Annotated in this window: 13 protein-coding genes; 6 read left to right on the top strand and 7 right to left on the bottom strand. The window is 63.1% G+C overall.

Annotated elements, in window-relative coordinates; all coding sequences use genetic code 11:
- Nucleotides 1-24: 24 nt before the first annotated feature.
- Nucleotides 25-1599 (top strand): 2-polyprenylphenol 6-hydroxylase, encoded by a 1575-nt coding sequence (ubiB, locus tag NKJ91_RS00445; protein WP_352454016.1) that lies wholly within the window; start codon nt 25-27, stop codon nt 1597-1599.
- Between the two features lie 65 nt (nt 1600-1664).
- The gene (coaBC, locus tag NKJ91_RS00450; RefSeq protein WP_352454017.1) at nt 1665-3122 is read left to right on the top strand and encodes a bifunctional phosphopantothenoylcysteine decarboxylase/phosphopantothenate--cysteine ligase CoaBC; all 1458 of its coding nucleotides are present in this window, start codon (nt 1665-1667) and stop codon (nt 3120-3122) included.
- Here coaBC and NKJ91_RS00455 read toward each other — a convergent pair.
- Nucleotides 3119-4576, bottom strand: coding sequence for an MFS transporter (locus NKJ91_RS00455; RefSeq protein WP_352454018.1), 1458 nt, complete (start codon nt 4574-4576; stop codon nt 3119-3121). The two genes, coaBC and NKJ91_RS00455, sit on opposite strands and share 4 nt — an antisense overlap.
- 1059 nt (nt 4577-5635) lie before the next feature.
- Here NKJ91_RS00455 and NKJ91_RS00460 point away from each other — a divergent pair.
- Genes NKJ91_RS00460 through NKJ91_RS00470 form a run of 3 tightly spaced genes read left to right on the top strand, consistent with a single transcriptional unit; the run spans nt 5636 to nt 9117 of the window.
- Nucleotides 5636-7150 (top strand): efflux RND transporter periplasmic adaptor subunit, encoded by a 1515-nt coding sequence (locus NKJ91_RS00460; protein WP_352454019.1) that lies wholly within the window; start codon nt 5636-5638, stop codon nt 7148-7150.
- A gap of 7 nt (nt 7151-7157) precedes the next feature.
- Nucleotides 7158-7901: an ABC transporter ATP-binding protein gene (locus tag NKJ91_RS00465; RefSeq protein ID WP_352454020.1), complete on the top strand. Its 744-nt coding sequence runs from the start codon at nt 7158-7160 to the stop codon at nt 7899-7901.
- A 37-nt stretch (nt 7902-7938) separates the two neighbouring features.
- Nucleotides 7939-9117: an ABC transporter permease gene (locus tag NKJ91_RS00470; protein WP_352454021.1), complete on the top strand. Its 1179-nt coding sequence runs from the start codon at nt 7939-7941 to the stop codon at nt 9115-9117.
- Nucleotides 9118-9265: 148 nt separating this feature from the next.
- Here NKJ91_RS00470 and NKJ91_RS00475 read toward each other — a convergent pair whose 3' ends face one another.
- From NKJ91_RS00475 to NKJ91_RS00495, 5 genes are all read right to left on the bottom strand, one after another.
- On the bottom strand, nt 9266-9739 hold the full coding sequence (locus NKJ91_RS00475; protein ID WP_023675329.1) for a DUF992 domain-containing protein: 474 nt from the start codon (nt 9737-9739) through the stop codon (nt 9266-9268).
- Between the two features lie 136 nt (nt 9740-9875).
- Entirely contained in the window at nt 9876-10721 is an 846-nt protein-coding gene (locus NKJ91_RS00480) for a tetratricopeptide repeat protein (protein ID WP_352454022.1), read from the bottom strand.
- A gap of 161 nt (nt 10722-10882) precedes the next feature.
- A complete protein-coding gene (gene rpsU, locus NKJ91_RS00485) occupies nt 10883-11155 on the bottom strand; it encodes a 30S ribosomal protein S21 (protein WP_023675331.1) in 273 nt (90 codons plus the stop codon).
- Between the two features lie 265 nt (nt 11156-11420).
- Nucleotides 11421-11807: an SET domain-containing protein gene (locus NKJ91_RS00490; RefSeq protein WP_352454023.1), complete on the bottom strand. Its 387-nt coding sequence runs from the start codon at nt 11805-11807 to the stop codon at nt 11421-11423.
- Nucleotides 11808-11935: 128 nt separating this feature from the next.
- On the bottom strand, nt 11936-12694 hold the full coding sequence (locus tag NKJ91_RS00495; RefSeq protein ID WP_352454024.1) for an SDR family oxidoreductase: 759 nt from the start codon (nt 12692-12694) through the stop codon (nt 11936-11938).
- Nucleotides 12695-12975: 281 nt separating this feature from the next.
- Between NKJ91_RS00495 and NKJ91_RS00500 the strand changes: the two genes are divergently transcribed.
- Nucleotides 12976-13632 (top strand): hypothetical protein, encoded by a 657-nt coding sequence (locus NKJ91_RS00500; protein WP_352454025.1) that lies wholly within the window; start codon nt 12976-12978, stop codon nt 13630-13632.
- 253 nt (nt 13633-13885) lie between these two features.
- Here NKJ91_RS00500 and NKJ91_RS00505 read toward each other — a convergent pair whose 3' ends face one another.
- A complete protein-coding gene (locus NKJ91_RS00505) occupies nt 13886-14260 on the bottom strand; it encodes a YrdB family protein (protein ID WP_352454026.1) in 375 nt (124 codons plus the stop codon).
- Nucleotides 14261-14357 lie beyond the last annotated feature (97 nt).

Raw genomic sequence — 14357 nt, forward strand, 5'->3', positions numbered from 1 at the left:
GAAATCGGCGAGGCAAAGCCAGCCATGAGCAGCATCGGCGCTGGTTTCAGGCTCGTGCGGGCCGGCTGGGTGCTGGTCCGCGAGGGCGTCATCGCGGCTTTGCCCGGCGACGAGCTCTTCGGCTTGCCGAAATTCGGCTGGCGCATGGCCCGGCTATTCACCCGCCGTCGCGCGCTTGCCTATGAGCGCGGCGACAGGCTGGCCAAGGCGGTCGTGCGGCTCGGCCCGTCCTACGTCAAGCTCGGCCAGTTCCTGGCGACACGGCCGGACGTCGTCGGAAACGATATCGCGTTTGATCTCGCCATGCTGCAGGACAAGATGCAGACGTTTCCGAAGGCCGAGGCTGTTGCCGCGATAGAGGCCTCGCTCGGACGCAAGGTTGACGAGCTCTATGTCAGTTTTGGCGAGGCCGTCGCCGCCGCCTCGATCGCCCAGGTCCATACCGCCGAAACGCTGCAGGACGGCGTCGTTACCCAGGTGGCGGTGAAGGTCATCCGGCCGGGCGTGCGCCGCCGCTTCTTTCGCGATCTCGAGAGCTATTTCCTCGCCGCCCGGCTGCAGGAAAAATACATCCCGTCGTCGCGCCGGCTGCGGCCGGTCGAGGTGACGGAGACGCTGGCCCAGACCACCAAGATCGAAATGGATTTGAGGCTGGAGGCGGCGGCTTTTTCGGAGCTCGGCGAGAATACCAAGGACGATCCCGGCTTCCGTGTGCCGTCGGTCGACTGGGAGCGCACCGGTCGTGACGTGCTGACCATGGAATGGGTCGACGGCATCAAGATGAACGATATTGCCGGCCTCGCCGCCGCCGGCCACGACCTGAAGGCGATTGCCGCCAACCTCGTTCAGTCGTTTCTGCGCCATACGCTGCGTGACGGTTTCTTCCACGCCGACATGCACCCGGGCAACCTGTTTATCGAAGCCGACGGCACCATCGTCGCCGTCGATCTCGGCATTGCCGGCCGGCTCGGCAAAAAGGAGCGCCGCTTCCTCGCCGAAATCCTCTACGGGTTCATCACGCGCGATTACCAGCGCGTCGCCGAGGTGCATTTCGAGGCCGGCTACGTGCCGCGCCAGCACAATGTCGCGGCCTTCGCCCAGGCGATCCGGGCGATCGGCGAACCGATCCACGGCCAGCCGGCCGAGACCATCTCGATGGCCAAGCTGCTGACGCTGCTGTTCGAAGTGACCGACCTCTTCGACATGGCGACGCGGTCCGAGCTGGTGCTGCTGCAGAAGACCATGGTCGTTGTCGAAGGCGTCGCCCGCACCCTCGACCCGGCCTTCAACATGTGGAAGACGTCAGAGCCGGTGGTCAGCGGCTGGATTGCCCGCAATCTCGGCCCGCGCGCGCTGCTGGCCGATGCGCGCGACGGTGCCAGCGCGCTGCTGGCGCTGGCCCGCCAGGCACCGGACCTCGCAGCCCGTACCGAGCGGCTGTCGCGTGAGATCGACCTGATGGCCGAAAACGGCCTGCGCTTCGACGAGGGGACGGCGGACGCGATCGGCAAAGCCGAGGCGCGCCACACCCGCTCCGGCCGGCTGGCGCTGTGGGTGATCGCGCTGACGCTGGTGTATATCGCCTGGCGTATATTCTAGCGCTTGTTGCAAAGTGATTGCATTGCTATCATTGCACTCAGCAATTCCGGGCAAGGTGCAATCAGATGGCCAGCATCACGATCCGCAACCTTGATGACGAGGTCAAGGACCTGCTGCGCCGACTGGCGGCGGAGAATGGCCGGTCGATGGAAGACCAGGCGCGGGTGATGATCCGCGCAGCGGTCGAAGGTCAGTTCGGTTCGGCCGGTCGCATCGACCAGATCGAGAAAACACTGCGCGAACTGACGAGTTCGCAGAGTCCAGCAACGCCGGTGGTCGCCGTCTCCAGCCCGCGAGGCATCCTCTCCGGCAAGCGCATCCTGCTGATCATCGGCGGCGGCATCGCCGCCTACAAGGCGCTCGACCTGATCCGCCGGCTGCGCGAGCGCGGTGCGGCAGTGCGGGTGGTGATGACCGCGGCGGCGCAGGAGTTCGTCACTACGCTGTCGGCCGGGGTGCTGTCCGCCGACCATGTTTTCACCGAACTGTTCGATCGGCAGGACGAGCACGACATCGGCCATATCAGGCTGTCGCGCGAGGCCGACCTTTTGGTCGTGGCGCCGGCCACCGCCGACCTGATGGCAAAGCTCGCCAATGGCCACGCCAACGACCTTGCCTCGACCGTGCTCATCGCCACCGACAAGCGAGTTTTGATGGCGCCGGCGATGAACCCGAAAATGTGGGCGCATCCGGCGGTCCGCCGCAACCGCTCGATGCTGGGCAAGGACGGCGTCGCATTCGTCGGCCCGGCGAAAGGCGAGATGGCCGAAAGCAACGAGGTGGGCGAGGGCCGCATGGCCGAGCCGCTGGAGATCGTCGCCGCGATCGAGGCGCTGCTCGACAGCCGGCCAAAGCCGCTGGCGGGCAGGAAGATCATTGTCACCTCCGGGCCGACGCATGAAGCGATCGACCCGGTCCGCTACATCGCCAACCGGTCGTCGGGCAAGCAGGGCCACGCCATTGCGGCGGCGCTGGCCAGGCTCGGCGCCGACGTGCGTCTCGTCTCCGGCCCGGTCGGCATTGCCGATCCGGCCGGCGTCGCCACGCTGCACGTCGAAACGGCCGTCGAGATGAAGGACGCCGTCGAGCAACTGCTGCCGGCCGACGCGGCAGTGTTCGTCGCGGCTGTTGCCGACTGGCGCGCTCAAAGTTCGGCCGGGGAAAAGATCAAGAAGATGGCGGGCGAGGGGCCGCCGGCGCTGCAGATGGTGGAAAATCCCGATATTCTTGCCGGTGTCGGGCACCACAAAAAGCGGCCGATGCTGGTGGTCGGTTTCGCTGCGGAGACGCAGGACCTGGTCAGGAACGCCCAGGCCAAGCTTGCAAAAAAGGGTGCCGATCTTATCGTCGCCAATGATGTCTCGCATGAAGATGGTTCCCCGGGCGTGATGGGCGGCGACCGCAACAAGGTGCGGATCGTCTCGAAGGCCGGCGTCGAGGAATGGCCGGAGATGAGCAAGGACGAGGTGGCGACGCGGCTCGCGGCACTGATCGCCGACCGGCTGAAGACGGTCGTTGTCTAGTCAATCTCCCCCACGGAGATTGACAGCTTCGCCGGCTTCGTGTCGGTCGCCCCCGAAATCCGCAAGGCGGCGAGGCATCCCAGGATGCCGAGCGGTATGAAGGCGAGGAACAGCCAGGCGGCGACGTTCGCCGCGGCCTCGCGGTTCAGGCCTTCGGAAAAGCCGCTGGCGTTGGCGACGATGCCGGTCAGTGCCGCACCCACGGCATAGCCGATGCGCTGCATGGTCGGCACGGCGGCCGAGGCGATCGTCTGCTCGCCTTCCTTGGCCGATGCCACGATGACACGCGTGACGAACGGCCAGGCTATGCCGAAGCCGCCGCCTTGCAACAAAGCACAAAACAGGATCAGCGGGATCGAGCCGGCCGGCACCGTATAGGCGAAACCGGCGACGCCCGTGGCGATCATCAGCGCCCCGCCGACGATGATCAGCCGCTCGCGCTCCGGTGGCGCATTGGCGACGAGGATCGACAGGATCGACCAGGCGATCGATTCGGCGGCGATGATGTAGCCGGTGGTCAGGATCGGAATGCCGTGCAGGCTGGTCAGAAGCAGTGGTCCGTAGACCGCGAACGAGCAGGTCGCCACCGAAAACGCCGCGACCATGGTCATGCCCGCGCCGACCGGCGAGCGCCATGAGAACAGCCGCGACGGGAACAGGCGCGAGCGCGGCTTCAGTGCGTCGATATAGATAAACAGCGCCAGGCCGATCAGGCCGAGGGTGAGCAGCAGCGACGAGCGCAGCAGGGCGATGTCGACGCCGGCAGTGGCAATCAGCACGACGCTGCCGGCGAGGCAGCCAAGTGCCGCAAAGGGGAAGGGCGGCGCCGAGCCGCCCGTCGCCTGCGGCCTCGTTGCTTCAGGCGTATCGAGCACGAGGAAGCTTGCCAGCGCCATGGCCGTGCCTCCCAGGGTGAAGACGCCGAAGGCCCAGCGCCAGGACGAGAATTCGGTCATGACCGCGCCGAGCACCGGCCCGCTGAAGGCGGCGACACCCCAGATCGCCGACATGACGCCGAAAAGCTGCGGCCAGATCGCGCGGGCAAACAGCCGCTCGACCGAGACGAAGGCCAGCGACACCAGCGCGCCGCCACCGAGCCCTTCGATCAGGCGGCCGCAGAGGAACAGCGGCATCGAAGGCGCGGTGGCGCAGACCAGCGCGCCGGCGGCATAGAGCATTGCGGCGACCATCATGTTGGTACGCAGCGCGACATAGCTCACCAGCCGTCCGGCGGCCGCACCGGCAACGATGGCGCCGAGCTCGTAGATCGCCAGCGACCAGCCGACCAGTTGCACGCCGGCAAGTTCGCCGACCATGGCCGGCATGACCGTTGCTACCATGGTTTCGTTGGTGGCGTGCAGCAGAATGCCGAGGCTGATGAAGCAGAAGCGCGCCAGATCGCCGCTCGCCCACAGCGCGCGCCAATCGACCCCGTTTGTGCTTGTTTTGGTCATCCAGTCCCCCGAGCTTCCCTAGACGCTGGTCTAAAATATTGGAGCGCTCTTCGTCTCCAAATGGGCACGCGGCGCTTCGGGGACGGCTTGTAAAACCTCAACCGCAGTTGAGTTCAAGCGGTTTTTCCGGTGTGCTGAGATGATGATGTAGGCGGAAAGCCAGGGTGATCGTGCATCTCGGCACCACGATCAACCCGCTCTGCGGCGCAACTCATACTGGTTGACGCCGATTGCGATGTTCACGCCGTTCTACCAATCGATTTAGCAGCACCTCAACCGACGTATATCCCAGATACTGGTTGCCAGCTTCCGCAAATATGGTTAATATATTAGCAAGAAGAAATATTCCCGCTTACAGTCGTACTGGAGCACGACAATGGGCGCTGCCGATTTGCGCAGGCCAAGTATTGCGGCGATTCTGTGCGCCGCAGAGGGCCCTTCATCCGAAAGAGTCTTGTCACCCGAAAGAGTCTTGGGAGGCCCGGCGGCTTAAAGCCGTTGCTGGCGGCCTCATAACTTCCGCATCCCCCACAGCATAATCGATCGAGCCGAATCGAGGGCTTTGTTGCGCCCTCATGCTGCCGACCAGTGCCAGAGATGGCCTGCGCAGCACACTCTAGCTCTGGCAAAATCGGAGGAGAACATGATTATCAGACATAGTGGTTTAAAGGTGGCCGCGGTTGTCGCCTTCTGGGGTGGAACACTGTTGCTCGGAACAGGCGGAGCGCTAGCGCAGAACGCCTGTCCTGGCGTGTCGGCGACGCAGTGCACGGACTTCTGCGGCACCGCTGGCGTGGCCTCCTGTACAAAGACGGGGTCGGTTCCGGACTGCGTGTGCAATGAGACCAAGAAGGATGTGAATGGCAATGCGTTCGGCACGGCAACGCAGGATACGGCTGAAGGCCAAGGCAACATTGGCAACAAGACCGAGACGGCCTGCGAGGGTAATCCCGGCCACTGCAAGTAGTAATATCCGAAATTGTCGAATAAACATCTATGTATTTGGCTGTTGACGGGTTTATTCTATAGGTTTGTAGAATTCCTCTGCGGCACTGCCAAGTGCAGATTAAAGAGCTGGAAGGGATTACCTTTCCCTTCCGGCTCAGAGGTGGTCAGAACATGATGCGCAGCGTTTTGTTCGTTACGGTAATCCTCGGCGCGGCGGTAACGCCCGGGAGTTCCATGGGACCGACACCATCGGCGACTTCCGGCCAGGTTTTGTCGGCCTTCAATCAGCTCTCAGCTCTCCTCGAGCCTTCCTCCATCCGGCCCGATACCCCCGCCTATCGCACGCAAGCCGTGGAGCGCGGCGATATCGTCACAACGGTGCAGGCGGCTGGCACGCTGAACGCGCTAGTTATGGTGGAAGTCGGTTCTCAGCTCTCGGGTCGGGTGAAGGACCTCTATGTCGACTTCAACTCCAAGGTCACCAAAGGCCAGGTGATAGCCCGGGTTGAGCCGGAGATTTACGAAGCGAGAGTAGCGCAAGCCCTTGCCGAACGGGAGATGGCGCAAACGCAGGTTTCGGTACATCGGGCGCAGATCGAGCGGGCCAGGGCAGAGATGGAGACCGCCGAGGCCAGATATGATTCTGCAGCCGCACAGACTACACGCGCCGAAATCGCGCTCGATGGTGCGGCGCAGGAAGTGAACCGCAAACGTTCCCTGGCTAAGCAGAAGATCATCGCGGTGGGAGAATGGGAGCGGGAGAATACCGCGCACAATTCTGCCAAGGCGCAGGCGACTGCCGCCCAGGCCGAGGAACTGTCGCAATCGGCAGTCGTTCGAGCCGCCAAGGCGACACTCAACATGGCAGAAGCGGAACTCGCCAACACGCTTGCCCAGGTGAAGCAGAAGGAAGCGGTGCTTCAGCAGGCCCAAATTGATCTTGACCGCACCTATGTACGCGCGCCGGTCACCGGCACGGTGGTCAATCGCGCCGTCAGTGGCGGTCAGACCCTGGCGGCTAGCCTGCAGACCCCGATACTGTTCACCATAGCTCAAGACCTGACTGAGATGCAGGTGGAAGCTTCCGTGGTGGAAGCCGACATTAGCCGTTTTGCGCTTGGGCAGCCGGTTACTTTCACCGCCGATGCCTATCCCGACCGAATTTTCACCGGCACGGTAAAACAGATACGCAAGGCACCGCAGGTCGTTCAAAACGTCGTCACATACATAGTGGTGGTCGGTACGCAAAATTCCGATGAGCTGCTGTTGCCCGGCATGACCGCCAATCTGAGCGTGGTAATGGCCAAGCGACAGGGAGTCTTGAAAGTGCCCAATGCGGCCCTGCGTTTTCGGCCGCCGAGCGATACCGGGGACGAGGCGCGATCAACCGCGCCGGCCATTGCCGAAACGGGCGTAGAGGCGGGAAGCCCGGGCGAGGTATTTGTATTTGGGCCAGACCGCGAGCCGAAGCTTGTCTCGCTCCGGCTTGGAATCACCGACGGTCGTGCAACAGAGGTGCTGGCAGGCGACCTGACTGAGGGGCAGCAGGTCATTATGGGGCTTGCCACTGCTCCGCGTCGGGACGATGACGCGTCTTCCGTCCTGGTCAAGTTCCGGTTGTGGTGAGGTATTCATGGCTCTGATTGACGTCGACCGGCTGCGCCATTGCTACCGTGTTGGCGGAGAGCCGGTGTGGGCGCTCGAAGGGGTGAGCATGACGATTCAACGAGGCGAATTCGTCGCGGTGATCGGATCTTCAGGATCGGGCAAGTCTACCTTCATGAACATACTGGGCTGCCTCGACAGTCCGAGTGAAGGCCGTTATCGGCTGAACGGGGTAGACGTCGGTGGACTCCATCACGATGAACTCGCTGCGATCCGCAATAGGAACATCGGTTTCGTGTTTCAGTCGTTCAATCTGCTGCCGCGGGCCAGCGCACTAGAAAACGTGGAACTGCCGCTTGTCTATCGCCGCATGTGGGCTGGTGAGCGGCGGCGCGCAGCGCTGGCGATGCTGGCCAAGGTAGGGCTCGCCGATCGGGCCAGACATACTCCTGCCGAACTCTCGGGCGGACAACAGCAGCGCGTTGCCATTGCCCGCGCCCTGGTGACGGAGCCTTTACTTCTACTGGCCGATGAACCCACTGGTGCGCTCGACAGCCAGACAGGGCTGGAGATCATGGCAATTTTCCGCCGACTCAATGGAGAGGGCCTGACCATTGTGCTGGTCACCCATGAGGCTGAGATAGCTGCCCATACGGATCGCATTGTAGCCTTTCGAGACGGCCGCGTTCTGTCAGACACCCCTGTCATACAGCAGGTCCGACCTTTGGATGACACTCGCCGTCTAGCGCTGGCGTACAACAATGTCCGGTAGCACAAGAACCGCCCTGCGATCATTACGCTCCCATCATATGCGCAGCGCGCTCACCATGTTGGGCATCATCATCGGTGTGGCCGCTGTCGTGGTGATGATCGCGATCGGGGTTGGTGCGCGCGAACGGATCACCGCGCAGATCCGCAGCCTCGGCGCCAACCTCATCAGCGTCAGTCCGGGCAGTGCGAAGATGGGCAGCGTGCGGCTTGGGGCCGGTGGCGCGCCGCGGCTGAGTGAAGAGGACGCGGCGGCGATCGGAATGGAGATCCCCGGCGTCGTGGTGGCGGCGCCACTCCTCTACGCCCGCGAGCAGTTCACGATCGGCTCCGCCAATTGGCAAGGCGTGCTTCGCGGCGTGACGCCGGAATATTTCTCAGCGCGCGAGTGGAGGGTTATTGCCGGGCAGGAGATGACCCCGGAGGACAACAACCGCGTCGCCAACGTGGTGCTCCTCGGAACGACGATGCGGGAGAAGTTGTTCGGAAAAGCCGATCCGCTGGGCGCCGCGATCCGCATCCGCGACGTGCCGTTCACGGTGATCGGACTGCTGGAGCGGAAGGGCCAGAGCGTGTGGGGCGATGATCAGGACGATGTGGCACTTGTGCCGCTGAGGACGGCGCGACGTCAGTTCATTGGCACGAGCCGTGCCAATCCGACCTTCGTACACAACATCACCGTCAAGTTCGCCGATTGGACCTCGGCCGAGGGCACGATGGCAGCGATCCGCCAACTCCTGTGGCAGCGTCACCGGTTGCGGACAGGTCAGGAAGACAGCTTCATGGTGAGCAACCTCGCCGAAGCTGCGAATGCCGAAGGTTCGACCACACGCGTGGTATCGCTGCTGCTTTCGGCGGTGGCCTCAATTTCGCTGGTCGTGGGCGGGATCGGCATCATGAACATCATGCTGGCGACGGTGACGGAGCGGGTCCGCGAGATCGGACTGCGGCTTGCGGTGGGCGCGCGACGGCGAGATATCCTTGCCCAGTTTCTCGTTGAGGCAGCAACGCTTGCCCTGCTCGGGGGTATTCTAGGTGCTGGTATTGGGATTGTTGCTGCAATCGCCGTTGGGTCTATCGCTCAATGGCCGGTGATCATCGATCTCAGCGCCGTCCTGCTGGCTATCGGCTTTGCCGCGGCTGTAGGCGTCTTTTTCGGCTACTATCCCGCCCGCAAGGCCGCAAGCCTACAGCCGATCGAAGCGCTGCGCGCAGAATGAGTTTGGCGCCACCGCGCGATCATCGGTCAATTTCGAAGCCGCAAGGCGCCCAATCAAAAGGCTGCCACGCGCCGGCGACTACGCGGCGCGGAACCGTCCTATCCCGGCGCATGATGAAAGGCCACGGGCCGTATTTGCCAGAGGCCGCCTATTTGAAGGAGTGGATCAGGTCCAGCGAAGTGACGGCGACAGCCAGGTTGACGCCGGTCTGTGCCTGGACACTGAGCGGCTGCAGCGAAAAGGCGCTGTCGAGGCCGCCGACCAGGAGATTGGCGCCGCCACCGGTGACCACGCTGGCCTCGGCGTTCACGCCATAATAGCTGCCGGCAAGGTCGCCTTCATCGTGGTTGCGGGTCGCCGCCAGAACCGCCCATACCAGCTGGCCCTGATGCGTCCGGCCGACATCGACGCCGAGCTTGGAAATCACCCCGGTATAGACTTCGGAGGGGCCGCCACGATGCGGACGAAAGACACAGGAAACACCCTTGTTGGAGGTGACGAGATAGGCCGTGCCGCCGTCGATGGTGCAGTCGAGCACGCCGAGCTGGAGCTTGCTGGCGCTGGCGGGAGCGGCAACGACGGTCGTGGCGAGAGCAGCGGCACAAGCGAGTTTCTTGATCATGGCAGGGTCCTTTCGAAATTGCCTTGTACAAACGGCTGAGCACGCCGAGCGTTCCGCCGAAAACTTGGCGCCAGCAAGGCGAAGCTAAACGCAGGGTTGTCGGAGTGTGGAATCGGAGGCCCGATTAACCGGCCGCTCAGCCGGCACTGGTGCGGGCCAGGCCGTCCTTGGCCGGCTGGTAGGTCGGATTGAGGTGCACGGCTTCGCGGTAGGATTTCGCGGCCCTGACCTTGTCGCCGCGCCGCTCGTAGATCAACGCCTGGTTGGACCAGGCCTCGGCATTCTTGCCGTCGAGCTTGATGGCCATGTTGAAGTCGGCGAAGGCATTGTCCTCGTCGTTCATGGCAAGGTAGGAGAGGCCGCGTCCATTGTAGGGCTCGGAGGCGTCCGGCGCCAACGAAATGGCGGTCGAGAAATCCTCGATGGCAAAGGCGTGCTGGCCCTGACTCTGGTAGATCAGGCCGCGATTGTGATAGGCGCGCGCATCGGTCGTGTCGAGCTGGATGGCCTTCTGGAAATCGTTGAAGGCTTCCTGGACCCGGCCGGCCCTGCGGTAGAGATTGCCGCGGCCGATATAGGCGGCGTCATAGTTGGAATTGATCTGGATCGAGCGATTGTAGTCGGCGAGCGCGCTCGCCTGATCGCCGAGGAAGCGCTGGATGAGCGCACGGTTCGAATAGGCCTGGTAAAAATTCGGATTGAGCTGGATGGCGGTGTTGAAGTCCTTCAGCGCCGCCTGGTACTGGCCGCCGCGGCCATAGGCCGAGCCGCGCACATTGTAGGCTTCCGGATCCTGGGGGTTGCGCTGGATCACCGCCGACAGCGAGGAGATGTTCTCGGTCGAGGCTTGCGCCTTGTCGATGTTGTTGAACTCGCCGGTCGGAACGCTCTGGCAGCTGGCAAGCGCCATCCCGGAAAGCAGGGCTGCCGTCAGGGCGAGGCCGCGCCACGCGGTTCTGCGCTCTACGGTGATTGCGTCCATGTCTGCCCTGTCCTTACTGCGCCGTCTGGTCCGTTCCCCCTCCGAACCGGCATCTCTCCCAACCGGTCCTCTCGGACCGGGTCGAACTCACAACAAAAAGGTGGCGGCGATTCCGCATCGCGCCACCTTGGATATCCTTGGAAAAGGACGAAAAATTGACGTCAGAACCGCGGCGGACGCGGAGCACCGGCACCGGCAGCACCGGCCGCGACCGGACGCGGCGTCATCGGCAGCAGGCCTTCGCGCTGGGCGCGCTTGCGGGCCAGCTTGCGGGCACGGCGCACGGCTTCCGCCTTTTCACGGGCGCGCTTCTCGGAGGGCTTCTCGTAATGTCCGCGCATCTTCATTTCGCGGAAGATGCCTTCGCGCTGCATCTTTTTCTTGAGCGCGCGAAGCGCCTGATCAACATTGTTGTCGCGGACGAGTACCTGCACGTGCAATCCTGTCTTTCGGGTTTGAAATCAACAGGCAAGCGGCCATAGCCGCAAGCCTCCGCGGCGCGTTACACCACGAATTGGGGCGGCTGATAGCAGAATCAAGGGGCTCTGTCCACAGCCGATTGAGAGGCGGTCCCGATCCGGAAACGAAAAACCCGCCTCGGCGGGGGTCATTGGTGTGAATCAGCACCATATGGAGATTATTAGCATAGCTGCCGGCACAAAGCAAGAACAAAATTCGCCTTGGGTCAGATAGGCGCCGCTATGCGGTGGCCAGGTGGAGCTGCTCGAAACCCTCGAAGAACTCGCCGTAGTCGCAGGTTATCTCCTCGCCGGCGGCGATGTCGCGGGTTGCGGTGGCCCCGCCATATTGCGAAAAGTCGGTGTTCGGCTTGTCGGCGTGGTTCATGAAGCGGCCATTGTCGACCTCATAGACCATGAAGCCCGGCCGGTCCGGACTGGGATAGGCATATCTGTCGAGCAATTCCTTGAGGTGCGGCGGCGCCGTCTCGTATCTTTCCATCGGGATCAGCCGGTCGAAGTCCGGATCGAGCCGCCAGATCTGCGCCCCTTTCCGGATCGGCTCGGCGGCGAACACGCCGACGCCTTCGATTGCGCTTGCAGCGATATAGGTCCTGATCAGCAGCATGTTTCCAACCCGTTTTCGAGGAGAAGACGGAATCGTCAAATCGCCGGGAAAAGCAAGACCGGTTTTTCCGGCATTGCGGCTGGCGGCCGACATTGCGGCTGGCGGGCCGACGCCAACCGCGAAACGCTTCACGTGCGGGTGATCGAGACACCGCCGTCGGCGAACAGTGCCGTGCCGGTGGTGAAGCTCGATGCATCGGAAGCCAGGTAAAGCGCCGAGCGGGCGATCTCCTCTGGCTCGGCGACGCGCTTCAAGGCATGCAGGTTTTCGACGAACGCCCGCGATTCAGGTGTGTTGAATGTCGCCGAAGGCGTGTCGGTGCCGCCCGGCAGCAGCGCGTTGACCCGGACGCCCTTGGCGCCAAATTCGGCGGCCAGCACCTGCGTCAATCCGATCAGTCCGGCCTTGCTCGCGGCATAGCTGGTCATGCCGGGCATGCCGACCGTGTAGCCGACGAAGGTTGAGGTGAAGATCAGCGAGCCGCCGCCGCGTTCGACCATCGCCGGCACCTGGTATTTCGCGCCGAGAAAGGCGCTGGTCAGATTGGTATCGAGTGTCTCGCGCCAGCCCTCCAGCGACAGCTCCGAAACCGGCCCCATCCTACCGACCGAGCCGGCATTGTTGAAGGCGATGTCGAGCCCGCCGAATTTCTCGACCGCCAGGTCGACCAGGGCTTTTGCGTAGGCTTCGTCACGGACATCGCCGGCAAGGGCGACGGCCGTGCCGTCGGCGTCTTCGATTTCGGCAACCAGCGCATCGAGTTCCGCCTGGCGGCGGGCGGCGACGACGAGCCTGGCGCCTTCCTCGGCAAAGAGCTTTGCCGTGGCGCGGCCGATGCCGGAACTGGCGCCGGTGACGATGGCAACTTTGTTGATAAGTGCGAGCATTTTTTTGCATCCTTTTTGGCGCCGGCCCTTGCCGGCAATCGGGATGCTTGGTCGCAGATCGGGGCGGCGCGAGCCACCCGATACCTGCGCTGTGGCCGACAGCGCTTCTTGACGTCCGCTGGCCACCAGGCTACGGGTCGTCATCCAAAATTGCGGGTGGACGCGCCACCCATTTGCAATGACCCCCCAAGACATGATGAGCAAGTTGCTGGAGCCCGGCTACGAGGGCGAGGGCAATTTGGCGAACGACCTTCTTTCGGAGTTCAAAGAAGGCTTTCCGATTGAAAATCTCCGGCCGCTGCTGGTTTCAGGCAATGTCCATAACGCAGTCCGTGGCTGCGTTCATAACGGTCGAAATAGGCTTCAGACGACGCTTCAAGTTGAACTGCGTTGTCGCAGAGATAGCCGACCTGCTCGACAGCAAAGCTTCGCGCACCCGCTTCGATGTAATCGAGGCGCTCGGGGACTGCACCACGCCAGCTGATGGGGCTATTCTAGGTCGCGTAATGCTGCGGCTGGACGACGAACATGCCGGTGTCCGATGGAAGGTCGTCGAGTTCATCTGTCTCGCGGAGCGGTGGCAGCTGCAGCTCGCGGTGGAAAATGCTGCCGCGCTTCGCCCGGACTCGGCTTTCACGACACTGGTCAATGCTTATGGTCACTATATCATGCCGAGTGCCAAGGACCTGCCACAGTTGCTCGCGAATCCGGATGCGGTGTTGCGGCGCTTTGCTGCGGCAGTGGCTATCAGGCCGCGCGAGGTGATCGTCGAGCGCTTCGTGGCCATGGCGGAGCAGTCGGACGATGCGGAAATTCGTAAAATCGCTGCCGATTGCCGCGAAGGTTATTTGCGGCCGACCTATGCAATTGGGCCGTCCATCCTGAAGCGTGCTCCGGCTGACCGCTCAAAAGGCGAAGCTCAGAAGAGCGACCAGTGAAAGCACGGCGCAAAACGGCAAGCGCCGTCGCAAACAGGGGCAAGGCTGGCAGCCCGGTTTTCGCAAATGACGGCCGGCAGATCGGTCGACCCCGGCGCTAGTGACACAGCTCGCGCGATGGCGACCTTGTTGGCGAGTGCGAACATTTTCTGCATCCTTTTTTCGCGCCGGCTCTGGCCGGCAATCGGGATGCTTGGTCGCAAATCGGGGCGGCGCGAACCATCCGATACCTGCGAGGTGGTGTCGGCCTGGACTATTGCCTAAGCAGCCAGCCGAGCCGATCGAGCGAAAATGCGTAGCTGACGGCGATCAGCAGGGCGACGGCTATGCCGGCTGTCGTGTAACCGGCCAGGTGGAATCCGGCAGCGCCGCCGAACAGGATGACGAGTTCGAGCACCAGCCGCAAACCGCCCGGCACCGGAACCGGTGCCCGCCCCGAGCGGCTCGGATCGTTCGGCACCGCGAAGATTCCCCAGAGCGCGGCGGCAACGAACGGCAATGCCACGGCAAGCATCCAGCGCCACATGCCCGCTGAGAGGCTCCAGCCCGCCATGCCGAGGCCGAGCAAAGCGGCGAGCTCCAGCAAGAAGCGCAATGTCAGATTCCACCAGACGTTAGCCACCGCCATAATTCTCCGATCGTCAGGCGACGGATAGCGGTGGAAGGCAATTGCATCAACCTGCCGGATGCGGCTTTTTCACCACGGCGCAAAACGGCAAGCGCCG

The organism is Mesorhizobium sp. M0040, from assembly GCF_040323505.1.
Taxonomy (GTDB): Bacteria; Pseudomonadota; Alphaproteobacteria; order Rhizobiales; family Rhizobiaceae; genus Mesorhizobium.

Coding starts and splice junctions, on each gene's coding strand:
- ubiB (WP_352454016.1), top strand. CDS start 25: ATGAGCAGCATCGGCGCTGGTTTCAGGCTCGTGCGGGCCGGCTGGGTG.
- NKJ91_RS00505 (WP_352454026.1), bottom strand. CDS start 14,260: ATGGCGGTGGCTAACGTCTGGTGGAATCTGACATTGCGCTTCTTGCTG.
- coaBC (WP_352454017.1), top strand. CDS start 1,665: ATGGCCAGCATCACGATCCGCAACCTTGATGACGAGGTCAAGGACCTG.
- NKJ91_RS00475 (WP_023675329.1), bottom strand. CDS start 9,739: ATGATCAAGAAACTCGCTTGTGCCGCTGCTCTCGCCACGACCGTCGTT.
- NKJ91_RS00465 (WP_352454020.1), top strand. CDS start 7,158: ATGGCTCTGATTGACGTCGACCGGCTGCGCCATTGCTACCGTGTTGGC.
- NKJ91_RS00490 (WP_352454023.1), bottom strand. CDS start 11,807: ATGCTGCTGATCAGGACCTATATCGCTGCAAGCGCAATCGAAGGCGTC.
- NKJ91_RS00455 (WP_352454018.1), bottom strand. CDS start 4,576: ATGACCAAAACAAGCACAAACGGGGTCGATTGGCGCGCGCTGTGGGCG.
- NKJ91_RS00480 (WP_352454022.1), bottom strand. CDS start 10,721: ATGGACGCAATCACCGTAGAGCGCAGAACCGCGTGGCGCGGCCTCGCC.
- NKJ91_RS00470 (WP_352454021.1), top strand. CDS start 7,939: ATGCGCAGCGCGCTCACCATGTTGGGCATCATCATCGGTGTGGCCGCT.
- NKJ91_RS00495 (WP_352454024.1), bottom strand. CDS start 12,694: ATGCTCGCACTTATCAACAAAGTTGCCATCGTCACCGGCGCCAGTTCC.